This is a genomic window from Paraburkholderia youngii, assembly GCF_013366925.1.
GTDB lineage: Bacteria > Pseudomonadota > Gammaproteobacteria > Burkholderiales > Burkholderiaceae > Paraburkholderia > Paraburkholderia youngii.
Map to the genome: position 1 here is coordinate 1,216,178 of NZ_JAALDK010000001.1, position 22,595 is coordinate 1,238,772.

The 22,595-nt window shown below is 63.5% G+C and carries 18 protein-coding genes and 1 pseudogene; 16 read left to right on the forward strand and 3 right to left on the reverse strand.

All coding sequences use genetic code 11. The features are described from left to right. The first annotated feature begins 53 nt into the window (after positions 1-53). The 10 genes from G5S42_RS05690 to G5S42_RS05735 all read left to right on the forward strand — a co-directional run bounded on the left by G5S42_RS05690 (position 54) and on the right by G5S42_RS05735 (position 12,509). On the forward strand, positions 54-1,328 hold the full coding sequence (locus G5S42_RS05690) for a serine hydroxymethyltransferase (protein ID WP_176105899.1): 1,275 nt from the start codon (positions 54-56) through the stop codon (positions 1,326-1,328). A gap of 18 nt (positions 1,329-1,346) precedes the next feature. Further along, the gene (locus tag G5S42_RS05695) at positions 1,347-2,318 is read left to right on the forward strand and encodes a dipeptidase (RefSeq protein ID WP_176105900.1); all 972 of its coding nucleotides are present in this window, start codon (positions 1,347-1,349) and stop codon (positions 2,316-2,318) included. A 34-nt stretch (positions 2,319-2,352) separates the two neighbouring features. Further along, positions 2,353-2,892: a DUF5943 domain-containing protein gene (locus G5S42_RS05700; protein WP_176105901.1), complete on the forward strand. Its 540-nt coding sequence runs from the start codon at positions 2,353-2,355 to the stop codon at positions 2,890-2,892. Positions 2,893-2,917: 25 nt separating this feature from the next. Beyond that, entirely contained in the window at positions 2,918-4,981 is a 2,064-nt protein-coding gene (locus G5S42_RS05705; protein ID WP_176105902.1) for an NADH:flavin oxidoreductase, read from the forward strand. Between the two features lie 2 nt (positions 4,982-4,983). Beyond that, entirely contained in the window at positions 4,984-6,909 is a 1,926-nt protein-coding gene (locus G5S42_RS05710) for a (Fe-S)-binding protein (protein ID WP_176105903.1), read from the forward strand. Between the two features lie 7 nt (positions 6,910-6,916). Continuing rightward, entirely contained in the window at positions 6,917-8,104 is a 1,188-nt protein-coding gene (locus G5S42_RS05715) for an electron transfer flavoprotein subunit alpha/FixB family protein (protein ID WP_176110370.1), read from the forward strand. After that, positions 8,101-8,880, forward strand: coding sequence for an adenine nucleotide alpha hydrolase family protein (locus G5S42_RS05720; protein ID WP_176105904.1), 780 nt, complete (start codon positions 8,101-8,103; stop codon positions 8,878-8,880). Before G5S42_RS05715 ends, G5S42_RS05720 begins: the two co-directional genes overlap by 4 nt. 73 nt (positions 8,881-8,953) lie before the next feature. Further along, positions 8,954-10,240: an aromatic ring-hydroxylating oxygenase subunit alpha gene (locus tag G5S42_RS05725; RefSeq protein WP_176105905.1), complete on the forward strand. Its 1,287-nt coding sequence runs from the start codon at positions 8,954-8,956 to the stop codon at positions 10,238-10,240. A 34-nt stretch (positions 10,241-10,274) separates the two neighbouring features. Then, entirely contained in the window at positions 10,275-11,468 is a 1,194-nt protein-coding gene (locus G5S42_RS05730) for an FAD-binding oxidoreductase (RefSeq protein WP_176105906.1), read from the forward strand. 183 nt (positions 11,469-11,651) lie between these two features. Then, entirely contained in the window at positions 11,652-12,509 is an 858-nt protein-coding gene (locus G5S42_RS05735) for a glycine betaine ABC transporter substrate-binding protein (RefSeq protein WP_176105907.1), read from the forward strand. Between the two features lie 55 nt (positions 12,510-12,564). Here the strand turns inward: G5S42_RS05735 and purU are convergent, their stop codons facing one another. Together purU and G5S42_RS05745 are read right to left on the reverse strand one after the other, a co-directional pair. After that, positions 12,565-13,440 carry a formyltetrahydrofolate deformylase gene (gene purU, locus G5S42_RS05740; protein WP_176105908.1) on the reverse strand — a complete coding sequence of 292 codons (876 nt, stop codon included), beginning with the start codon at positions 13,438-13,440 and terminating at the stop codon, positions 12,565-12,567. Positions 13,441-13,576: 136 nt separating this feature from the next. After that, positions 13,577-14,491 carry a LysR family transcriptional regulator gene (locus tag G5S42_RS05745; RefSeq protein ID WP_176105909.1) on the reverse strand — a complete coding sequence of 305 codons (915 nt, stop codon included), beginning with the start codon at positions 14,489-14,491 and terminating at the stop codon, positions 13,577-13,579. A gap of 109 nt (positions 14,492-14,600) precedes the next feature. On the opposite strand from G5S42_RS05745, the gene G5S42_RS05750 reads away from it, so the two are divergent. Together G5S42_RS05750 and G5S42_RS05755 are read left to right on the forward strand one after the other, a co-directional pair. Next, the gene (locus G5S42_RS05750; RefSeq protein WP_176105910.1) at positions 14,601-15,242 is read left to right on the forward strand and encodes a glutathione S-transferase family protein; all 642 of its coding nucleotides are present in this window, start codon (positions 14,601-14,603) and stop codon (positions 15,240-15,242) included. 43 nt (positions 15,243-15,285) lie between these two features. Next, positions 15,286-16,242, forward strand: a pseudogene (locus tag G5S42_RS05755) (pyridoxamine 5'-phosphate oxidase family protein); the annotation flags it as partial. Positions 16,243-16,312: 70 nt separating this feature from the next. Here the strand turns inward: G5S42_RS05755 and G5S42_RS05760 are convergent. After that, complete coding sequence (locus G5S42_RS05760) at positions 16,313-16,717, reverse strand: helix-turn-helix domain-containing protein (protein WP_176105912.1); 405 nt, start codon at positions 16,715-16,717, stop codon at positions 16,313-16,315. A gap of 709 nt (positions 16,718-17,426) precedes the next feature. On the opposite strand from G5S42_RS05760, the gene G5S42_RS05765 reads away from it, so the two are divergent. The 4 genes from G5S42_RS05765 (at position 17,427) to G5S42_RS05780 (ending at position 22,593) form a co-directional block, all read left to right on the forward strand. Then, a complete protein-coding gene (locus tag G5S42_RS05765; protein WP_176105913.1) occupies positions 17,427-17,849 on the forward strand; it encodes a hypothetical protein in 423 nt (140 codons plus the stop codon). A gap of 631 nt (positions 17,850-18,480) precedes the next feature. Next, positions 18,481-19,296 (forward strand): hypothetical protein, encoded by an 816-nt coding sequence (locus G5S42_RS05770; RefSeq protein ID WP_246391822.1) that lies wholly within the window; start codon positions 18,481-18,483, stop codon positions 19,294-19,296. A 260-nt stretch (positions 19,297-19,556) separates the two neighbouring features. Continuing rightward, the gene (locus G5S42_RS05775; RefSeq protein WP_176105914.1) at positions 19,557-21,023 is read left to right on the forward strand and encodes an amino acid permease; all 1,467 of its coding nucleotides are present in this window, start codon (positions 19,557-19,559) and stop codon (positions 21,021-21,023) included. 346 nt (positions 21,024-21,369) lie between these two features. Beyond that, positions 21,370-22,593: an efflux RND transporter periplasmic adaptor subunit gene (locus tag G5S42_RS05780; protein ID WP_176105915.1), complete on the forward strand. Its 1,224-nt coding sequence runs from the start codon at positions 21,370-21,372 to the stop codon at positions 22,591-22,593. Positions 22,594-22,595: the final 2 nt, after the last annotated feature.

Sequence of the window (22,595 nt, forward strand, 5' to 3'; positions counted from 1 at the left end):
CGATCCGCCGGCAACCCGCAACAGCCTCCCGTCAACGTTCTTACGGACCTTCCATGTCGAACCCGAATCCCTTCTTCGAAGACTCGCTGCCGGCGCGCGATCCGGCGGTGCGCGGCGCCATTCTGAAAGAGCTCGAGCGTCAGCAGTCGCAAGTCGAGCTGATCGCGTCGGAAAACATCGTGTCGCGCGCCGTACTCGACGCGCAGGGCTCGGTGCTGACCAACAAATACGCGGAAGGGTATCCGGGCAAGCGCTACTACGGCGGTTGCGAATACGTCGACGAGATCGAGACGCTCGCGCTCGATCGTATCAAGCGACTGTTCGACGCGAAGTTCGCCAATGTGCAGCCGCATTCCGGCGCGCAGGCGAACGGCGCGGTGATGCTCGCACTGACGAAGCCGGGCGATACGGTGCTCGGCATGTCGCTCGACGCGGGCGGGCATCTGACGCACGGCGCGAAGCCCGCGTTGTCGGGCAAGTGGTTCAATGCGGTGCAGTACGGCGTGCGGCGCGACACGATGCTGATCGACTACGACCAGATCGAAGAACTGGCTGAGCAGCACAAGCCCACGCTGCTGATCGCCGGTTTCTCCGCCTATCCGCGCGCGCTCGACTTCGCGCGGCTGCGCGCGATCGCCGATGGCGTCGGTGCGAAGCTCATGGTGGACATGGCGCATATCGCGGGCGTGATCGCGGCCGGCCGTCATGACAATCCGGTTCCGCATGCACACGTTGTCACGTCGACCACCCACAAGACCCTGCGCGGTCCGCGCGGCGGCTTCGTGCTGACCAACGACGAAGAGATCGCGAAGAAGATCAACTCCGCCGTTTTCCCCGGCTTGCAGGGCGGCCCGCTGATGCACGTGATCGCCGGCAAGGCGGTCGCCTTCGGTGAGGCGTTGCAGCCGGGCTTCAAAACCTATATCGACAGCGTGCTCGCGAACGCGCAGGCGCTCGGTGAAGTGCTGAAAGCGGGCGGCGTCGATCTGGTGACGGGCGGCACCGACAACCATCTGCTGCTGGTGGATCTGCGGCCGAAGGGGCTCAAGGGCAATCAGGTCGAGCAGGCGCTGGAGCGCGCGGGCATCACCTGCAACAAGAACGGCATTCCGTTCGATACGGAGAAGCCGACCGTCACCTCCGGCATTCGTCTCGGCACGCCGGCGGGCACGACGCGCGGCTTCGGCGTCAGTGAGTTTCGCGAGGTCGGGCGTCTGATCGTCGAGGTGCTCGATGCGCTGCGTGCGTCCCCCGAGGGCGACGCCGCAACCGAACAACGCGTGCGCCGCGAAATTTTCGCGCTGTGCGACCGTTTTCCCATCTACTGAATACGCGTGGAGCAAACGATGAGTCAACTGCACGAGAACAGCATCATCATCGACGGGCTGAACATTTCCAAGTTCGAGCGCTCGGTGTTCGAGGACATGCGCAAGGGCGGCGTCACCGCCGTGAACTGCACGGTGTCGGTCTGGGAAAGCTTCCAGAAGACCGTCGACAACATCGCCGAAATGAAGCAGCAGATTCGCGAGCACAGCGAGATCCTCACGCTGGTGCGTACCACCGACGACATCTTGCGCGCGAAGAAAGAGAACAAGACCGGCATCATCTTCGGCTTCCAGAACGCGCATGCGTTCGAGGACAACCTCGGCTATATCGAAGCGTTCAAAGATCTCGGCGTCAACGTGGTGCAGCTTTGCTACAACACGCAGAACCTCGTCGGCACCGGCTGCTACGAGCGCGACGGCGGTCTCTCGGGTTACGGGCGCGAAGTGATTCAGGAGATGAACCGCGTCGGCATCATGGTCGATCTGTCGCATGTGGGCGGCAAGACTTCGTCGGAGGCGATCGCGGCGTCGAACAAACCGGTCTGCTATTCGCATTGCTGCCCGTCGGGCCTCAAGGAGCATCCGCGCAACAAGACCGACGAGCAGCTGAAGGAGATCGCCGATGCGGGCGGCTTCGTCGGCGTGACGATGTTCGCGCCGTTCCTGAAGCGCGGCCCCGATGCGACCGTCGAAGATTACCTCGAGGCGATCGAGTACGTGGTGAACGTGATCGGCGAGGACCAGGTGGGAATCGGCACCGATTTCACGCAGGGCTACAGCACCGAGTTCTTCGACTGGATCACGCACGACAAGGGCCGTTATCGCCAGTTGACGAACTTCGGCAAGGTCGTGAATCCCGAAGGCATTCGCACGATCGGCGAGTTTCCGAACCTCACCGCCGCGATGGAACGCGCCGGCTGGAGCGAGACGCGCATCCGCAAGATCATGGGCGAGAACTGGGTACGGGTGTTCGGCGAAGTCTGGAAGGTGTGAGCCTTCTTACAGCGGATAAAAACGGAGTTCCCACATGCAACCTCAACTGCCCATCGATGTGAATCCGGACACCGGCGTCTGGACCACCGACGCGCTGCCGATGCTCTACGTGCCGCGTCATTTCTTCACCAACAACCACGTCGCCGTCGAGGAAGCGCTCGGCCGCGACACGTACGCCGAGATTCTCTACAAGGCCGGCTACAAGTCCGCCCATTTCTGGTGCGAGAAGGAAGCGAAACAGCATGGCCTCACCGGCATGGCGGTATTCGAGCACTACCTGAACCGTCTGTCGCAGCGCGGCTGGGGCCTGTTCAGGATCATCGAAGCCGATCCGGCGAGCTCGCATGCGCGGATCGAACTACGGCACTCGTCGTTCGTGCTCGCGCAACCGGGCAAGACTGGCAAGCTTTGCTACATGTTCGCCGGCTGGTTCGCGGGCGCGATGGACTGGGTCAACGACACCGCGCCCGACGGCGCGCGCAAGGGCCCGCCGTCGCAATCGAAAGAAGCAAGCTGCGCGGCGGAGGGACACGAGTACTGCGTATTCGAAGTGTCGCCGCTGGCGTCAATCTAATCCGAGCATTCCGAGGTCGATCGCGATGCGTTACCCGAACCTTTTCAAGCCGCTCACGTTGAACAAGCTGACGCTGCGCAACCGCATCGTCAGTACCGCGCACGCGGAGGTCTACGCGGAACCGGGCGGCCTGCCCGGCGACCGTTATATCCGCTACTACGAGGAAAAGGCCAAGGGCGGCGTCGGACTCGCCGTGTGCGGCGGGTCGAGCCCGGTGTCGATCGACAGCCCGCAAGGCTGGTGGAAGTCGGTGAATCTCGCCACCGACAGGATCGTCGATCCGCTCGCGCGGCTCGCCGAAGCGATGCACGCGCATGGCGCGAAGATCATGATTCAGGCCACTCACATGGGACGCCGCTCGGCGTTTCACGGCGAGCACTGGCCGCATCTGATGTCGCCGTCGGGAGTGCGCGAACCGGTGCATCGCGGCAACGCGAAGATCATCGAGGTCGAGGAGATTCGCCGCATCATCGGCGACTTCGCGGCGGCCGCCAAGCGCGTGAAGGATGCGGGCATGGACGGCATCGAAATCTCGGCCGCGCACCAGCATCTGATCGATCAGTTCTGGAGCCCGCGTACCAACTTCCGTACCGACGAATGGGGCGGCTCGCTCGAAAACCGCCTGCGTTTCGGCGTCGAAGTGTTGCAGGCGGTGCGCGCGGCGGTGGGCGCCGACTTTTGCGTCGGCCTGCGCATGTGCGGCGACGAATTTCATGAAGACGGGCTCGATCACGAACAGCTGAAGGAAATCGCCCAGGCGATGAGCGAGAGCGGTCTGATCGATTATCTCGGCGTGATTGGTTCCGGCGCGGACACCCACAACACGCTCGCCAACTGCATGCCGCCGATGGCGCTGCCGCCCGAGCTGTTCGTGCATCTGGCGGCCGGCATCAAGCAGGTCGTCAAGGTGCCGGTGATGCACGCGCAAAGCATTCGCGACGCGGGCCAGGCCGAGCGGCTGCTCGCGAGCGGCATGGTCGATCTGGTCGGCATGACGCGCGCACAGATCGCCGATCCGCATATGGTCATCAAGATCCGCGATGGCCGCGAGGACGAAATCAAGCAGTGCGTTGGCGCGAACTACTGCATCGACCGTCAGTACAACGGGCTCGACGTGCTGTGCGTGCAGAACGCCGCGACCTCACGCGAAGCGACGATGCCGCACGTGATCGCGAAGTCGCGCGGACCGAAGCGCAAAGTCGTCGTGGTCGGCGCGGGGCCGGCGGGGCTCGAAGCGGCGCGCGTCGCGAAGTCGCGCGGTCACGACGTGGTGCTGTTCGAGAAGAACGATCACGTCGGCGGCCAGATCATGCTGGCGGCGAAAGCGCCACAGCGCGAGCAGATGGCGGGCATCGTGCGCTGGTTCGACATGGAGACGAAGCGCCTCGGCGTGGACCGCCGCCTCGGTGTCGCCGCCGACGAGCGGACCATCATGGCCGAGAAGCCCGACATCGTCGTGCTCGCCACCGGCGGTTCGGCGTTCACGTCGCAGGTCGCGGCGTGGGGTGTCGAAGCGGGGCTCGCGGTCAGTTCGTGGGACGTGCTGGCCGGCAAGGTCGAGCCGGGCAAAAACGTGCTCGTGTACGACGGCGTCAGCACGCATGCGGGCGCGGGCGTCGCGGATTTCATCGCGAGCCGTGGCGGCAACGTGGAGATCGTCACGCCCGATGTGAAGGTTGCCGACGACGTCGGCGGCACCACATTCCCGATCTTCTATCGCCGTCTGTACGCGCAAGGCGTGATCCATACGCCGAACTACTGGCTCGACAAGGTGTACGAAGAGGACGGCAAGAAGATCGCCGTGATCCGCAACGAGTACACCGAGGAGCAGGAAGAACGCGCGGTCGATCAGGTGGTGATCGAAAACGGTAGTACGCCGAACGATCAGCTTTACTGGAAGCTGAAGACTGAATCGGTCAATCGCGGGCAGGTGGACGTGCACAAGCTGTTCGCGTCCGAACCGCAGCCGTGTCTGGACGAGCAACTCGGCAATGGCCGCTTCCTGCTGTTCCGGGTCGGCGACTGCATCTCGATGCACAACATTCACGGCGCGATCTACGACGCGCTGCGCCTTTGCAAGGATTTCTGACGATGAGCCCCGTGTTTGTCATCACCGTCCTGCTGTGGGTGTCGGTGGCCGGTCTCGCGTTCGCGCTGGCACGCCGCGCCGCCTACTGGCGCGAAGGCCGCGCGACCGTCGCGGGCGCCTACGGCTGGGCCAATCTGCTCGCGATCCCGAAACGCTACTTCGTCGACCTGCATCATGTGGTTGCGCGCGATCCGTACATCGCACGCACGCACGTTGCGACGGCGGGCGGAGCGATCCTCGCGATGGCGCTCGTGTTCGTCAACTACGGCTTCGCGATCTACTCGCCGTGGCTCGACAAGCTGATCTTCGTCGCCGCGCTGGCGATGCTGATCGGCACGGTGTTCGTCTGGCGCCGCCGGCATGGCGCGAAGACGGTGCCGGCGCGGCTCTCGCGTGGACCTTGGGATCAGTTGCCGCTGCTGCTGGGTTCGTTCGCGCTCGGTCTGGCATTGTTCATCGCATTGCCTGCGACGGCGATGTCCGGTGCGCTCGCGGTGATCGTCGCGCTGCTGATCGCGGCGGGCGCGTTCACGATGACGTTCGGCGCGGCGCGCGGTGGTCCGATGAAGCATGCGTTGGCCGGGTTGCTGCACCTCGCGTTTCATCCGCGTCAGGAGCGCTTTGCCGATTCCACCGCAGCGCGTCACGCTCGCGATGCCGTGCCGCCCACCGCGCTGAAAACACCGTTGCTCGACGCGAAGGAATACGGCGTCGGCAAGCCGATCGAATTCCGCTGGAACCAGTTGTTGAGCTTCGATGCCTGCGTGCAATGCGGCAAATGCGAAGCGGCGTGCCCCGCGTTCGCGGCGGGACAGCCGTTGAACCCGAAGAAGCTGATTCAGGATCTGGTGACGGGCATGGTCGGCGGCACCGACGCGCAATACGCGGGCAGCCCGACGCCGGGCATTCCGATCGGCAAGCATGGGGGCGCGCCGGGCAAGCCGCTCATTTCGACGCTGATCGAAGCGGACACGCTGTGGTCGTGCACGACCTGCCGCGCCTGCGTGCAGGAGTGCCCGATGCTGATCGAGCATGTCGACGCGATCGTGGACATGCGCCGCAACCAGACGCTCGTCGAGGGCAGCGTGCCGGGCAAGGGGCCGGCGACACTCGCGAATCTGCGCGAGACCGGCAGCAGCAACGGCTACGACATCGGCGCGCGTTACGACTGGGCCGTCGATCTGCAGGTGCAGGTGGCGCAACCCGGTCGTCACGTAGACGTGCTGCTGATCGCCGGCGAAGGCGCGTTCGATATGCGCTATCAGCGCACGCTGCGCGCGCTGGTCAAGGTGTTGAACCGCGCGGGTGTCGATTACGCGGTGCTGGGCGGCGTCGAAACCGATACCGGCGACACCGCGCGGCGTCTCGGCGACGAAGCGACGTTCCAGCAACTGGCTCGTACGCTGATCGGCACACTCGCCAAGTACTCGTTCGCACGCATCGTCACCGCCGATCCGCATGTGCTGCATAGCCTGCGCAACGAGTATCGCGCGCTCGGCGGCTTCTATCAGGTGCAGCACCACACGGCGCTGATCGACGAACTGATCGCGAGCGGCAAGCTGTCGCCGCGTGTGGCCGCCGCCGTGGCGGATCGCAACATCACGTATCACGACCCGTGCTATCTGGGCCGTTACAACGGTGAGACGGAAGCGCCGCGCCGTGTGCTGAAGAGCATCGGCATCAAGGTGGTCGAGATGGAGCGACACGGGATGCGCGGGCGCTGCTGCGGCGGTGGCGGCGGCGCACCGTTGACCGATATCCCCGGCAAACGGCGGATTCCCGACATCCGTATCGATGACGCGCGCGCGAGCGGCGCGGAGATCGTCGCGGTCGGCTGCCCGAATTGCACGGCGATGCTCGAAGGAGTAGTGGGGCCGCGCCCGGAAGTACTCGACGTGGCCGAACTGGTCGCCGCGGCGCTGGAGTAACGCGATGATGAATACGCTCAAACGAATCGATCCGCGCCGGCCGTTCACGGTGACCGCGCAGGGACTCCGGCGCATCACGCTCGGCGCCGTTGGCGTGGCGGATGCCGGCGGCAGTGCGTCGCTGGCTGAAGCGCGTCACGCCGCGCATCACGAACAGCCGAAGCCGCGCCGCACGACGGCCACGCCGCGCCATGTGCTGCTGGTTGCGGCGCACGCGGATCGGGGCGCGCTCGATGAACATGCGCGCCAAACGCTTGCCGCCGCCGCGCTGATCGCGGACTTGCAAGCCGAAGTCGTGCTGCTCGTGTTCGGCGAATTCACCGGCGATGCCGCCGCGCTCGGCGCCGACAAGCTGATCGAATTGCCGATGTTCGATCGCCGCACCTACGCGCCGGACGATGAGCTGAATGCGCTGGCGGCCTGCGTCGCAGCCTACGCGCCCGCCCACGTCTTTCTGCCCGACAACGCCACCGGCGACGGCGACCTGGGCCGCCGTTATGCGTCGGTGGCCGATGCAAGCATCGCGACGCACGTCGTCGAGATCGATGCAGCGCACGTGTCCACCTATATTCGCGCGAATACGGCGCTCGCAAGCCGCGCGCTGCCTGAAGTGGTGCTGCTCGCACCGAATGCGGTCGATCCGAAGCTGCCGTTCGTCGGCGCGGGCGAACGGGTCGCGTGGCGCTTCGAGCGGGAGGCGGATAGCCCGGTCGAGCAGCGCGCAATACGCGATCTCGGCATCGACGAAATCGATGCGGCGCAAGTCGCGTTGGAAGAGGCGGACTTCATCGTATCGGCGGGCAACGGCGTGAGCGACGTACCCGCGTTCGAGCGGCTCGCGACGACCCTCGGCGCGGCGATCGGCGCGAGCCGGGTCGCCGTCGACGACGGCAAGTTCACGCGCGACAAGCAGATCGGCGCGACCGGCAAGACCGTCGAGGCGAGCGTGTATATCGCGTTCGGCATTTCCGGCGCTGTTCAGCATCTGCAGGGCATCAAGGATTGCCGCCATGTGATCGCGGTGAATCTCGACGCGAGCGCGCCGATCGCGAAGCGCGCGAATCTGACCGTGATCGCGGACGCGCAGGAAACCATCGCGGCGCTCAACGAAGCCGCGGCCGCGGCGCGCGGCGCGCGCGCCACCTCGGCCGCACTGCTGCAGCCGGGCAAGCTTGCCGAAGGAGTGCTCGCATGAAGATCGCCGTGCTGGTTTCAATCGGACGTCATCCGGTCAGCGGCGTCGCGCGCTACAGCCGCAATGATGCGGCGGCGTTGACGCTGGCGCTGTCGCTCGCGAGAACGCACGGCGCGACGCTCGACGTGCTGCATGCGGGCGATCCGTCGAACGCCGCATTGAACGAGTATCTGGCGCTCGGCGCGCGTTCGGTCGAAGTGCTCGACATGCCACCGGACGCCGATCCGGCGCCGCGACTCGCCGCGCGTTTGCGTGGCTACCAGCTGGTGCTGAGCGGCACGCGCGCCGAAGGCGGCTTCGATAGCGGCATGTTGCCGTATCGCGTCGCGCATGCGCTGGCGGTACCGCTCGTCGGCGCCGCCGTCGATCTGGCGGTGCGCGACGGTTGCGCGCAGGTCCGGCAGTTCATGCCGAAGGGCCTGCGACGGCGCGTCGAAGTGCGGCTGCCCGCGTTGATCGCCGTGCATCCGCTCGCGAACGCCGCGACGTCGTACGCATATGCGCGGCTGCGCGAAGGCAAGATCGAGCGCACCGCCGCGCCGGGCGCCGCCGCGCCGCACGGCACTACTCCCGAACAGTCCGCATGGACCATCGGCCCCGCCACCGCGAAACCAGCGCGGCTCGCCGCCGCCGAAAAGCGCTCGGGCCACGCACGCATGCTGTCGGCGACGACGACCGAGAGCCGCGGCGGCAGCGTCGTAATTGAAGGGAGTTGCGTCGAAAAAGCACAAGTGATCCTCGCGTATTTGCGCGAGCATCAACTGGTGGATTACTGAATTCCGGCTCGGGCCAGCATGCGACCAGGAGGGCCTGGCGCGGCGCCAGACGTGACACGCAACGGAGCACACAATGAAAGTTTCCGCAGACGTTCGCGCAATGATCGAACGCCGCAAGCAGAATTACACGCTGGAAGCGCCGTTCTATACGAGCGAGGAAATATTCGCGCTCGATATCGACGCGATTTTCCGCCAGCACTGGATTCAGGTCGCGGTCGAACCCGATGTGCCCGAACCGGGCGACTACGTGACGGTCGAGGTCGGCGACGACTCGATCCTGATCGTGCGCGACGACGACATGCAGGTGCGCGCGTTTCATAACGTCTGCCGCCATCGCGGCGCGCGTCTGTGCAATACCGGCAAGGGCTCGCTCGGCAATATCGTCTGTCCTTATCACAGCTGGACGTATAGCCTCAATGGCGACCTGATGTTCGCCGAACACATGGGCGAGCAGTTCGACCGCTGCAAACATAGCCTGAAAGCGGTCCATGTCGAAAATCTCGCCGGGCTGATTTTCATTTGCCTAGCCGAGCAGCCGCCCGCCGATTTTGCTGTGATGCGCGCCGCGATGGAACCGTATCTGTTGCCGCACGATCTGGCCGGCTGCAAGATCGCCGCGTCGATCGACATCATCGAGGAGGGCAACTGGAAGCTGACGATGGAGAACAATCGCGAGTGCTATCACTGCGTCGCGAATCATCCGGAGCTGACCGTCTCGCTGTACGAATACGGCTTCGGTTATCAGCGCACGCCGGCGAACGAGGAGGGCATGGCCGCGTTCGAGGCGACGGTCGCGCGCCGCACCGCGCAGTGGGAGGCGATGCAGTTGCCATCGGCGGAAATCGAGCGGCTCGCCGATCTGGTCACCGGGTTTCGCACGCAACGTCTGCCGCTCGATCGCGACGGCGAATCGCAGACGCTCGACGCGAAGGTCGCCTCGAAGAAACTGCTCGGCGGTTTCAAGGAGGCCGATCTCGGCGGCTTGTCGTTCTGGACGCAGCCGAATTCGTGGCATCACTTCATGAGCGACCATATCGTCAGTTTCTCGGTGATTCCGCTGTCGGCCGGCAAGACGCTGGTGCGCACCAAATGGCTCGTGCACAAGGACGCGCGCGAAGGCATCGATTACGACGTCGACAATCTGACCGCCGTGTGGCGCGCGACCAACGACCAGGATCGCGCGCTCGTCGAATATTCGCAGCGCGGCGCGACGAGCAGCGCGTATGAGCCGGGTCCGTATTCGCCATTCACCGAAGGACTCGTCGAAAAGTTCTGCGAATGGTATATCGGCCGTCTCGCGGATTACGACGCGAACCCGCGAGCAGCGCACGACGAGAAAGTCGTGTCGTTCGCGCGCTGAGTGCAACACCGCAATGACGAGCGGGGGGACAACCATGATGCGCGATCAGGCCATGTTTCAACCGGACATCGAGCAGACTTCTGAGAATCCAGCTGGCGCGCCGAGCCGCGTCACCCAGCCGGGCTTCTGGGATGCGCTGCCGGCGCGCTGGAGCAGTGATTCCGACGACACGCTGGAGTGCTGCCAGGTTCGCAGCGAAACGCACGACGTGAAGAGTTTCTTCTTCCGCGCGCCATCCGGCCGGGCGTTCGTGTTCGAGCCGGGGCAGTTCATTACGCTGGAGCTGGAGATCGACGGCGAGCGGGTCAATCGCTGCTATACGATCTCGTCGCCGCCCACGCGGCCCCATACGATTTCGATCACCGTGAAGCGCGTGCCGGGCGGCCCGGTGTCCAACTGGCTGCACGACAATCTGCATGCGGGCATGCAGATACGCGTGCTGGGGCCTGCCGGTGAGTTCACCTGCGCGCGGCATCCGGCGCGCAAGTTCCTGTTTTTGTCGGCGGGCTCGGGCATCACGCCGCTGATGTCGATGAGCCGTACGCATCATGAACTCGGCGAGGACAGCGATATCGTCTTCGTGCATAGCGCGCGCACGCCGGACGACATCATCTTCGCGCGCGAGCTCGATCTGATCGCCGCGAATCAGGCGCATTTCCGCACAGCGTTCGTTTGTGAGCGCGTGGGCGCGCGCACCAATTGGCCCGGCATCACCGGCTTTCTGACGCTGCCGCTGCTGAAGCTGATTGCACCGGACTTTCTGGAGCGGGAAATTTTCACCTGCGGCCCCGCGCCGTATATGCAAGCGGTGCGCAAACTGCTCGACGAGGGCGGCTTCGACCGCCAGCACTATCACGAGGAAAGCTTCTCGTTCGAGACCGTCAGCGAGGTGGCCGCGCAATTGACCGAAGCGCATGTCGCGGACGCGCTGCGCGATGCGCCGGCGGCGCCGGTCGAAACCGGAACACGCTACAAGGTGAGCTTTACGCGCAGTCATCGCGAGATCGAATGCGGCGCCGGCCAGCATGTGCTCGAAGCGGCGAAGCAGGCGGGCGTGCGGCTGCCGGCGTCGTGCACCCAAGGCATGTGCGGCACCTGCAAGGTGAAGCTCGTGTCGGGCGAAGTGGCGATGAAGCACGCGGGCGGTATCCGTCAGCGCGAGATCGATCAGGGCATGGTGCTGCTGTGCTGTAGCAAGCCGCTGAGCGATCTCGTCGTCGACAAGTAATACGATTGACAACACCACAAGAACACGGCAAATACTGCGCGGATTTGCGTGGAAGTCGCATGCAGACAACTGCATGTCGCAAAACAACGCTACCCGGCAATTCTGGTTGGCGATTCTAAATGCGCGATCTGCGGTTCGATGGCAAACGCGTCAATGGGCAAATGTATCAACGGGAGAACGTCGATGAGACTGATCGGAAAGGTAGTGGTGGCAAGCGCGTTGGGGATGATGCTGGCGGCGGTCAGTGCGGGCGTGTCGGCCGATTCGAAGCCGACCATCAAGATCGGTTACGTGGAGGGCTGGGACGATAGCGTTGCGACGTCGAACGTGGCCGCCGAGGTGATCGAAAAACGCCTCGGTTATCAGGTGCAGCTGGTGCCGGTCGCGGCCGGCGTGATGTGGCAGGGTGTGGCGCGCGGCGATCTCGACGCGACGCTGTCCGCGTGGCTGCCGGTCACGCACGGCGCGTACTGGAACAACTTCAAGGACAAGGTGGTCGACCTCGGGCCGAACTTCAACGACGCGAAGATCGGGCTGATCGTGCCGGACAACGTGGACGTGAAGAGCGTTGGCGATCTGCAGGCGAAGAAGACGGAATTCGGCGCGCGCATCGTCGGCATCGACGCTGGTGCGGGTGTGATGCAGAAAACCAGCGAGGCGATCAAAGCCTACGGGCTCGACTATCAGCTGATGCCGAGTTCCGGCAGCGCGATGACCGCCGAACTGGCGCGCTCGGAGGCGGCCAGCAAGCCGATCATCGTGACCGGCTGGAAGCCGCACTGGATGTTCGCGAAGTACAAGCTGAAATTCCTCGACGATCCGAAGAAGGTGTTCGGTGAAGCGGAGCACGTCGATAGCGTGGTGAATCCGGAACTCGAGAAAAAAGCGCCGACGGTGGTCGCGTTCCTGAAGAAGTTCCAATGGAAGCCGGGCGAAATCGACGCGGTGATGCTGGCCACGCAGAACGGCGAAAAGCCGGCCGCGGCCGCCGACGCCTGGATCAGCGCGCACTCGGATCGGGTGGATAGCTGGGTGAAGTAAGCCGGCAAGCGTTGCGCAGCCTGATGAAACGCCGCTTTTCAGCGGCGTTTTCTGTTTACCTCAGCACGACGGTGCGCTCGCCGTTGATGAACACGCGCCGCTCGACGAACGCCTTCACCGCGCGCGCGAGCGTAATGCATTCGACGTCGCGTCCGGTCGTCAGCAGCCGTTCGGGGCTGTACGAGTGATCGACGGGTTCGACTCCCTGCTCGATGATCGGACCTTCGTCGAGATCGTCGGTAACGAAATGGGCGGTGGCGCCGATCACCTTGACGCCGCGCGCATGGGCCTGGTGATACGGTTTCGCCCCCTTGAACCCGGGCAGGAACGAATGATGGATATTGATCGCGCGCCCGGCGAGCGCGCGGCTCGTTTCGGCGGACAGGATCTGCATGTAGCGCGCGAGAATCAGCAGCTCGGCGCCGCACGATTCGAACAGTTCGAGAAGTTGCGCTTCCTGTTGTGGCTTCGTGTCGGCGGTAATCGGCAGATGATGGAACGGCAGGCCGTGCTGACGCGCGAGCGGTTCGAGATCGCGATGATTCGAGCCGATGCCGACGATGTCCATCTTCAGCTCGCCCATGCGCCAGCGAAACAGCAGATCGGCGAGGCAGTGTTCGAGTTTGGACACCATGATCAGGACCTTCGGCCGGACCGACAGATCGTGGATCGCCCACGTCATCCGGAAGCGTTCGGCGATCGGTGCGAATTCCTGCTTGAGCGCGGCGATCTGCAGCGCGTCGTCGCGATCGACGTGGTGAAACACGCAGCGCACGAAAAAGCGCTCGCTGAGTTCGTCGTCGAATACGGTCAGTTCGTCGACATAGCAACGATGCCGTTCGAGAAAGCCGGCGACGGCGGCAACCTGGCCCGCCGCGCTCGGACACGCGACGGTGAGGACCCCTTGAGCAGAACGGGAAATGGCGGACATGAGCTCTCCACATTGACGATCAGGCGAGGCCGCGGGGCGCGGCGCGCATCGTCGCAGTAGAGCAAATCGGGTGATCGCGGGGATAGAAGCTAACCGCCGTTGCGCTGGAATGGGAACGCCAGGAGGATCTGCCGCACTAGTCGGCAGGGTCCGCTCCGAGCCTTCGCTTCAGCGTATCGATCAGCGCGCGGACTTTCGCCGGCGGATGACTCGTCGGCGGAAACACGGCCTGGATGCTCGCCGGCGCGGTTGCCCATTCGGGCAGCAGCCGGATCAGCCGTCCCGCCGCGACGTCGTCCGCGATCGAAAAATCCGTCAGCAGACCGATGCCGCCGCCCGCGAGCGTCGCCGCCCGGCAGGCATCGGCCGTGTTGACACGCAGCGCGGACGCGCAGCGCACGCTCGCGGTTTTACCGTCGACGTGCCGCAGATCGAGCGTCAACGGATGCGGCAGCACCGACAACGCGCAATAGGGCAGCGTCTCCAGCGCGGCCGGCGTGTTCGGCACGCCCCACGTGCGCAGGAACTCGGGACTCGCGACGAGCCACTTGACGAAGCTGCCGAGCTTCACCGCGCGATAGTTCGAGTCCGCGAGACGACCAAGCCGGATCGCGACGTCGATGCCGTCGGCAATCAGATCGACGTAGCGGTCACTGCTCAGAAGCTCGACGTCGAGCTGCGCGTGCGTGCGGCGCAATTCGACCAGAGCGGGCGTGACGACGAGCGCGCCGTAGTCGTTCGGCGCGCTGACGCGCAGCGTGCCGCGCACCGGCGAGGTTTCTCCGCCGAGTGCGTTCAGCGCATCCTCGGTGGCGCGCAGAATTTTCACGCTCGCCTCGTAGAACGTGCGGCCCGCCTCGGTGACGCCGAGCCGCCGCGTGGTGCGCACCAGCAGGCTCGCGCCGACCTCCGCCTCGAGCCGCTGCATGTGCGTGCTGACCATCGTCTTCGCGAGTCCGAGCCGAGTCGCGGCGGCGCTCAGCGAGCCCGCGTCGATGACCGCGACGAAGATCGCGAGGCGGTTCAGGTTGACGTTGCGCACATCGGCCATGATCGATTGTCCATTCTCGCTTGACTGTGTTTCCCGGATTATCGGGCTTCCGCGCGACAGTGCCTACGCCCTATGCTGGGCGTGTCATTCAACCTGTCCGGAGACCTCCATGTCCGCCACCCGACCCGCCCAGCCTATCAAGCTCTATACGACACGGCTGTCAGGCCACGGTCATCGCGTGAAGCTGTTTCTGTCGCTGCTCGATCTGCCGTTCGAGGTGGTCGAGCTGGACATGAAGGCGGGCGAGAACCGCAAGCCCGAGTACCTCGCGCTAAACCCGTTCGGTCAGGTGCCGACGATTCAGGACGGCGAGCTGACGCTGTTCGATTCGAACGCGATTCTCGTCTATCTGGCGAAGCGCTATGGTGATTCGTCGTGGCTGCCGGACGATCCGCTCGGCGCCGCGGCGGTGCAGCGCTGGCTGTCGCTCGCGGCGGGCCAGATCGCATACGGGCCGTGCGCGGCGCGGCTCGTTACCGTATTCGGCGCGCCGCTCGACCACGAGCGTGCAAAGCAGATCGCCGTCAAGCTGTTCGACGTGATCGACGCGGAGCTTGCCGGCAAGCCGTTCGTGGCTGGCACACACGTGACGATCGCCGATATCGCTGCGCACACGTATATCGCTCACGCACCCGAGGGCGGTGTGTCGTTGCAGCCGTATCCGAACATTCGTGCGTGGCTGGATCGAGTGGAAGCATTGCCGCGTTTCATCGCGATGCCGTCGACGAAGGCGGGTTTGCTGGCGGCGTGATACGCGTTTGGAGCCGCTTCAGATCTTGCAAGGGAGTCAGATCATGTCCGAGTTCGTTCCGCTCAATAACTGGGGAGCCGACGTGTCGCCGTTTCATGCCGGCGAGCAGGATGCGCAGCAGCGCGCGGGTGTGCGTGACGTGGCGGAGTCGATGGGGCGTCGGGGCATTCGCCGTTTCATGCCGGAGCAGCATCGCGAGTTCTTTGCCGCGCAGCCGTTCCTCGTGATCGGCGGCGTCGATGCGAGCGGTCAGCCGTGGGCGACGCTACGCGCGAGTTCGCCGGGCTTCGTCACGTCACCGGATGCGCGCACGCTGCGCATCGAAGGCGGCGCATTGCCGGGCGACCCGCTCGCCGCGGCGTGGCGCGAAGGCGCGCAGCTCGGTGCGCTGGGCATCGAGCCGCGCACGCGGCGCCGCAATCGGGTGAATGGTGTCGTACGGTCCGTGCAAGGCGACACGTTGCAGTTCGAAGTCATGCAGAGTTTCGGCAATTGCCCGAAGTACATCCAGAGCCGTACGCCGTCTTTCATCGAGCGGGACTTGGCCGCGACGCGCGCGCAGCCCGAGATCGCCGAGCGGCTGGGCAGTGCCGACCGCGAATTGCTCGCGAGCGCGGACACGTTCTTTATCGCCAGTGCGAATCTGAGCGAGGAAGCGGGGGTGGGGAAGGGGGTCGACGTTTCGCACCGCGGCGGCGCACCGGGCTTCGTGCGCGTGGACGACGCAACTACGCTGACCACGCCCGACTACAGCGGCAACCGCTTCTTCAACACGATCGGCAACCTCGTGCACGATCCGCGCGCGGGCCTGCTGGTCATCGACTTCGCAACCGGCGATCTGCTTTATCTGGCGGTGCGAGCGGAGATCATCTGGGACGGCGACGAACTCGCGGCATTTGCCGGCGCGCAGCGGCTCGTGCGGTTCCATGTGGACGAAGTGCGCCGCAGCCGCGGCGCGTTGCCGTTCCAATGGTCGCAGGTCGAACTCGCGCCGCAGTTTCTGCCAAAGGTCCGGGAAAGCGCCTGAGCCGATGCGCACGCGCGTGGGTTAGCTGGGTGCGGCCGCCGTTTCAGTGTGCATTTCGGCCGAGCCGGTAAGACACGCCAAGTCTGGTGGCCAGTTGCCATACATAGACCCGCGAGTAAGAAATGCCGAACTGGCGGCTTATCAACTCGCGCATGCGCGCATTGCTCCAGCCATCGGAGTCGAAGCCATAGTCCCGCGGCGAGGCCCTCAGCGCCTCGGCCAACCAGTCCAGATCCGCCACCGCGAGCGCGGAATGGCGGCCGCCGACGCTCATGTTTCTGAGCGCGTCGAGCCCACCTTGCTCCAACAGCTTGCGATATCGTTCGACGGTGGTCTTTGCCATTCCCATCTGTTTCGCGACCTCGGCCGCAGCGATGCCGTCGAGCAGTTTCTTGCCCGCCGTGAGACGCCGTGCGACGGTCGGTAAATCGTCATTCGGTCGATGCATTGGAGAACTCCGCCGTTGGGTCGCTGACCGGACTGCAATCGGTTGCTGGTGTAGACAGAGAAGAGGGCACGCCACTTACAGATAATCGAAAAATCGCCCGCTGTGTCTAAAAGAATAAAAAATCAATCGCGTCATTCCTCTGATAGAAAACGACGTAATCCTCGGCTAAGACGTTCGCACTGTGTTTTTCTTTCTTCACGTAAAGATCTTCCTTGCGATTGAATTTCACGTTTGCTAACCTGATTGAACTGATTTAAACAAAAGATCAATCCGGCCTGCCTCGCGCGGCTAGCGCCAATACCTCCAAGCCGCATAGAGCTTGACGTTTAGGGCTTGTCAGTGCGCGCGGCATGCCGGAAGACTGAATCGTTTGAATGCGTGGATTTCTGTTTTGCGAATGCAATTCGAATGCATTTTTCGATGCAGGCTGGTGTTCGCTGGAAATCTGCGAAAAATGGGTTCTGAAGATTGAAAACCGTTTCGCGGCGCTTTTCCAGGCGGATTATAGGGAAACGGGACATTCGCGCAGAGTGTGTCGCTGTGAATCCCGACTCCAGTAACCGTCTGCTTAATTTGACTGCGTCGCTCAATACCCGGAAATACTTTTTCGCCGGGCACTTTTTGACTCAATACGCATAAATCGATCAAAGGGGACAGCGTTTGCGTCGGTGCCATCGGGCATCAGCCAGCAGGCGGTAAGGAGAATGACATGAACACGGATAGGACCCGCGATATCGCCGCGATGCTATTGCGTGCCGCCAGGCGCAAGAGACTCGTGTCTTATCAGGAACTGCACGCGCTTTTCGGTCGCGACGAACCGTTGCAAAGCCGTTATCGCGCGTTGGCCGACGCGGCGCGCTCGCTGAGCGATTGCGCGTCGCTCGACTACGGCTGCCTGATGAGCCTCGATAACGGCCTGCCGGGTGATGACTTCTTTAATCGTTTCAGGCACGACAGGCCGCATGAATACGAAAAGGTGATGGGCTTCGGATCGGCGGGACGCTCGACGACCAAGAAACGACTGATTGCGGATGCCGAGCGTCTGCGGGTGTTCGAACATGCATCGCAGACCGAGGCAAATGGGAACGCGGCGAACGCGTTGTGTCCGTACGCCGCGTCGAAATGCACGTAGCGCATGCGCAGTCTCCGAGCGCGACGAGACGCTCGCGGGTCGAGAGAATATGCGAAACGTCTCTGAGCCACGATGCAATAGACAACGATTAAAAATCCGCTTGAGCGGCGACAGCGGTATTCGCGTTAGCTTGAAAGCTTATTCTCGTGGTGCACCAAGAAGGATTTAACGATTGTCTAATTTCGGCTGGTGTGCATGAAATCTCCCGGTCCGCGTGGAGGATGGTAAGTCGTGAAGGATCTGATTGAGCGCGCGGTAAGGTTGACATCAAATTGTCGAGGCAGTTTTGTTGACGATTACTGAACCGTCCAGCATCCGGGTGTCGATTGCGGTATGAAGGAAACGCGCGCTTTGGATGCATCGCCATCGGGACGGGGCATCGTCGGTGTCCCAGTGGTGGCCGTCTCCGACGAATATGGCATTTGACATAAGATAAATTATCAACATCAAATCTTGTAATGGCTAAATTCAGATGTCGTGTTTCCGCTAAATACAGATGTCGGGTTTCTGAACACCGGCGCGCATCGTCGTAGTCGCAGCCATTTCCAAATTCTCGTAACGTGATTTAGAAAAGCGGTCAGAGAAATCCGACTTCAGATTTAATGATCGGAATCAATCACCTGAGGGCTTTATGTACGCTTCCGCACATTGTGCGCGGCTAGTAGGGAATATTTTTCATTACGGTTGTAGAGCAAAAAAACGAATGGAAATCTGGGCTATGGACACCCTGACAGACGTGCGTGGGCACACTGAGATTAACGGGATTCGAATCGACCAAAGCGTCGCCTTGAAATCTTTTGATGACGTGATTCCCCAGGAGACGATCGCCGAAATCAACCAGTTCATCGACCATCTGTTTGACACCACCGCACCGCGCTCGCAATCCGGCGCGAAAATCGCCGAGATGCTGCGTCGCGCTCAGGCCTTTCGCGAACTCGAGCAGTCGATCTGCGCGAATGCGCGCGCGATGGCCGCCAAAATCGGGCAAACAAACTTACCGACCGAGCCGTTCCACGTACTGCGCTGCGCGAGCAAGACTTCGCTGGCGGAAAGCCACTGCCGCCATTACGACTCGCACCTGCTGACGCTGCTGGTTCCGCTTCAGCTCGCACCCGACGGCGTTCACAACGGCGATCTCGTGATGTATTGCAAGCCGCGCCTGTCGGTCACGACGCTGACCAACCTGATCTGCAAGATGCGTCATGGCTTCCTGCATAGCCTGCCGCTCAGTTGGCGCAGCTGGCATACCCTGCATGATCTGCGTGTCGGCAACTGCAAGCGCATTCCGGTCAAACCCGGCAGCGTCTACGAATTCAATGGCTTCGCGCTTCAGCATGCGAACCTCGACGTACAGAACGGGCAGCGGCGCACGCTCCTGATTCACTACTACGACCCTGGTCACTCGCTCGGCCTGAGCGGCGTGCTGCGGCGCGGGCGGATCGGCTGAGATTGCACATCGGCCCGCAGCACGCCCGCTGCTGCGCGCGCCAGCCATGCCACTGCCCCGTCGCCCCGACGAAGCAAGCCGATTTCACTTTGCTTTTAATCCGGCATAGACTGAATTCAGACTTTTTCCGTTAGACGCTTTCTTTGCACTTGCCGTGACCGTTGCCGTGCGCGGCGACGGATGTTTTTGTCGTGCTCCGCGAGCCGATGACAGTCTGACCGGTTCGTGCCTAATCAACACTGAAAAAGGGACGACTCATCATGGCCGATACCGGTTACATGGCACGCAAAACCATCGCTGAGATCGTCGCCAGCGCCGACGTCGAAGAAGGCCGCCATCTGTCGAAAACGCTGGGCGCGACGAGTATCACCGCGATGGGCATCGGCGCGATCATCGGCGCCGGCATCTTCGTGCTGACGGGGACCGCCGCCGCGCAGTTCGCGGGCCCGGCCATCACGCTGTCGTTCATCCTGGGCGGCATCGCGTGCGCGTTCGTCGGCCTGTGCTATTCGGAGCTCGCGGCGATGCTGCCCGTGTGCGGCAGCAGCTACACGTACACGTATGCGACGCTCGGCGAAATCTTCGCGTGGATCATCGGCTGGGACCTGATCCTCGAGTACGCGATGGGCGCCGCGACCGTCGCGGTCGGCTGGTCCGGCTATATCGTGAGCCTGTTGCGCAATGTCGGTATCGATATTCCACCTACCCTCGCCGCCGCCCCCGGCACCGTCGTCAAACTGGCCGATGGCTCGACGGTCACCGGCGTGATCAACCTGCCGGCGGTGGTGATCATCGCGATCCTGACCACGTTGCTCGTGTTGGGGACCAAGGAATCGGCGCGCCTGAACAACGTGATGGTCGCGGTCAAGCTGACCGTGGTGGTCGCATTTATCGCGATCGGCCTGTTTTTCATCAAGCCGGAACACTGGCATCCGTTCATTCCTGCCAATACCGGGCAGTTCGGCAGTTTCGGCATGAGCGGCATTCTGCGCGGCTCGGCCGTGGTGTTCTTCGCGTTCATCGGCTTCGATGCGGTGTCCACCGCCGCGCAGGAGGCGCGACAGCCGCAGCGCGATATGCCGATCGGCATTCTCGGCTCGCTGATCATCTGCACGGTGCTGTACATCCTCGTCGCCGCCGTGCTGACCGGCCTCGTTCCCTACACCGAGCTGAACGTTCCCGATCCGATCGCCAAGGGCGTCGACACGATCGGGCTCACGTGGTTCGCGATACTGATCAAAATCGGCGCGTTGACGGGGCTAACCACCGTGATACTCGTGCTGCTCTATGGACAAAGCCGCATCTTCTTCACGATGTCGCAAGACGGTCTGTTGCCGCACTTTTTCGCGAAGGTGCATCTGCGTCTGCACACACCTTATCTGAGCCAGATCCTGATCGGTACGGTCGTCGCGATCGTCTCGGCGCTGACGCCGATCGGCGTGCTCGGCGAGATGGTCAGCATCGGCACGCTATTCGCATTCGTGCTCGTGTGCGGCGCGGTGATCTATCTGCGGCGCAGCGACTCCGAGGCGGCGCGTCCATTCCGGGCGCCCGGCGTACCGGTCGTGCCGGTGCTCGGCATCCTGTTCTGCGTGCTGCTGATGGTCGGCCTGCCGCTCGTCACGTGGCTGCGGCTCGTCGTGTGGCTCGTGATCGGCATGACGATTTATCTGTCGTACGGCCGCAATCATTCGGTGTTGCGCCATCCTGAGCGCAAGCATACGTGACTGTTATTGGGTGACAATTGCATGCCATTAATTAGCGGCGATTGCCGGATGGCAATTGACATGTAATTGACGATTGCCATTCACCCTGCCGGTCTCTTTGGACATGCGCGCTGCGTCTCTGTTCGGCAACCCACGCGGTGTCTCGCTTGCGAGCGGCAAGCCCTCCCCACTCGCGACCACCAAGAATAAATTGACAAGCCACCCAGACACGGTAGGATCAACGGAAATATTTTCCCGCGCATTAACGCGCCCACACTCGTTCCGAATAGTTAATTCGACCGCAAACCGGAAAAACCGTCACCGATCTCACGCGCAAAAAAGACTGCCTTGATCAAAGGAGTTTCTCTTGCCTTGTTCCGCATTCCGCCTGCGTAGTCGTGCCGTGTCGCTGCTGATCACCGGTTTGCCGTTCCTGCTTGCCGCCTGCAACGACCGGTCGCAGACTCCCACCGCCGCGTCGATGCCGCCGCCGGTTCCCGTTCTGGTCGAAACGGTTTCCACCACCCCTGTCGCCGATGTCGTCGAGTTGCCGGGCCGCATCGAGGCCGTGCGCACCGCCGAGATTCGCGCGCGCGTCGATGGCATCGTCGAGCGCACGCTGTATCAGGAAGGCACGGACCTGCCGGCCAACGCCCCGCTCTTCCAGATCGACGCGAGCGACTATCGCGCGCAGTTGCAGCAGGCGCAGGCCGCGCTCACGCGCGCGACCGCCGTGCGAGACAACGCGGCGTCGGTCGTGGAGCGGTTCAAGCCGCTCGTCGGCCGTCATGCGGTCAGCGCGCAGGAATACGACGCCGCGCTCGCGACGATGCAGCAGGCCCAGGCCAATGTCTCCGATGCGCAAGCCGCGGTTGCGCTTGCGCAACTGCGGCTGGATCGCTGCATCATACGCACGCCCATCGCCGGGCGCGCGGGCCGCGCGCTCGTCACCGAAGGCGCGCTCGTCAGCGCGGGCGCGGCCACGCTGCTTACGCAGGTCAATCAGCTGACGCCGATCAACGCGGTGTTCACGCAGTCGAATACCGTGATGCTCGATGTCGAGCAGCAGATCCAGGCGGGCGCGCGCAAGCCGACCAGCATGAAGCACGTCGAGGTGCAACTGATCCTCGCCAACGGCCAGGTCTACAACGAGCGCGGCTTTCTCGACTTCGCCGACCTCGTCATCGATCCATCGACCGGCACGCAGACGGTGCGCGCGCGCTTCGCGAATCCGGACCGCACGCTGTTGCCGGGGCAATTCGTGCGCGGGCGCATCATCGCGGCGGGCACTCTGCAGGGCATCCGTATTCCAGAGCGGGCGGTGCAGCTCGACAACGGCGTTGCGAGCGTCGCGCTGGTCGCCGACGACGGCACCGTGGTCCGCCGCAACATCGATCTCGGCGAACAGGGCGAAGGACGCTGGACCGTGCGCGGTGGTTTGAAGCCCGGCGAGCGCCTGATCGTCGACGGCTGGCAGAAGGTGCAACCGGGTCAGCATGTCGACGCGCGGCCCGCGCCCGATGCTTCGCCAGCGGCGCAGCCGGCCGCGCAGTTGGCCAAGCCCGCCGCCCCCGCTTCCGCCGCGCACTGACG

Bases quoted from the DNA above. Each gene is read 5' to 3' on its own strand.
- G5S42_RS05690 (WP_176105899.1), top strand. From the start codon at position 54: ATGTCGAACCCGAATCCCTTCTTCGAAGACTCGCTGCCGGCGCGCGAT.
- G5S42_RS05695 (WP_176105900.1), top strand. From the start codon at position 1,347: ATGAGTCAACTGCACGAGAACAGCATCATCATCGACGGGCTGAACATT.
- G5S42_RS05700 (WP_176105901.1), top strand. From the start codon at position 2,353: ATGCAACCTCAACTGCCCATCGATGTGAATCCGGACACCGGCGTCTGG.
- G5S42_RS05705 (WP_176105902.1), top strand. From the start codon at position 2,918: ATGCGTTACCCGAACCTTTTCAAGCCGCTCACGTTGAACAAGCTGACG.
- G5S42_RS05710 (WP_176105903.1), top strand. From the start codon at position 4,984: ATGAGCCCCGTGTTTGTCATCACCGTCCTGCTGTGGGTGTCGGTGGCC.
- G5S42_RS05715 (WP_176110370.1), top strand. From the start codon at position 6,917: ATGAATACGCTCAAACGAATCGATCCGCGCCGGCCGTTCACGGTGACC.
- G5S42_RS05720 (WP_176105904.1), top strand. From the start codon at position 8,101: ATGAAGATCGCCGTGCTGGTTTCAATCGGACGTCATCCGGTCAGCGGC.
- G5S42_RS05725 (WP_176105905.1), top strand. From the start codon at position 8,954: ATGAAAGTTTCCGCAGACGTTCGCGCAATGATCGAACGCCGCAAGCAG.
- G5S42_RS05730 (WP_176105906.1), top strand. From the start codon at position 10,275: ATGATGCGCGATCAGGCCATGTTTCAACCGGACATCGAGCAGACTTCT.
- G5S42_RS05735 (WP_176105907.1), top strand. From the start codon at position 11,652: ATGAGACTGATCGGAAAGGTAGTGGTGGCAAGCGCGTTGGGGATGATG.
- purU (WP_176105908.1), bottom strand. From the start codon at position 13,440: ATGTCCGCCATTTCCCGTTCTGCTCAAGGGGTCCTCACCGTCGCGTGT.
- G5S42_RS05745 (WP_176105909.1), bottom strand. From the start codon at position 14,491: ATGGCCGATGTGCGCAACGTCAACCTGAACCGCCTCGCGATCTTCGTC.
- G5S42_RS05750 (WP_176105910.1), top strand. From the start codon at position 14,601: ATGTCCGCCACCCGACCCGCCCAGCCTATCAAGCTCTATACGACACGG.
- G5S42_RS05760 (WP_176105912.1), bottom strand. From the start codon at position 16,717: ATGCATCGACCGAATGACGATTTACCGACCGTCGCACGGCGTCTCACG.
- G5S42_RS05765 (WP_176105913.1), top strand. From the start codon at position 17,427: ATGAACACGGATAGGACCCGCGATATCGCCGCGATGCTATTGCGTGCC.
- G5S42_RS05770 (WP_246391822.1), top strand. From the start codon at position 18,481: ATGTACGCTTCCGCACATTGTGCGCGGCTAGTAGGGAATATTTTTCAT.
- G5S42_RS05775 (WP_176105914.1), top strand. From the start codon at position 19,557: ATGGCCGATACCGGTTACATGGCACGCAAAACCATCGCTGAGATCGTC.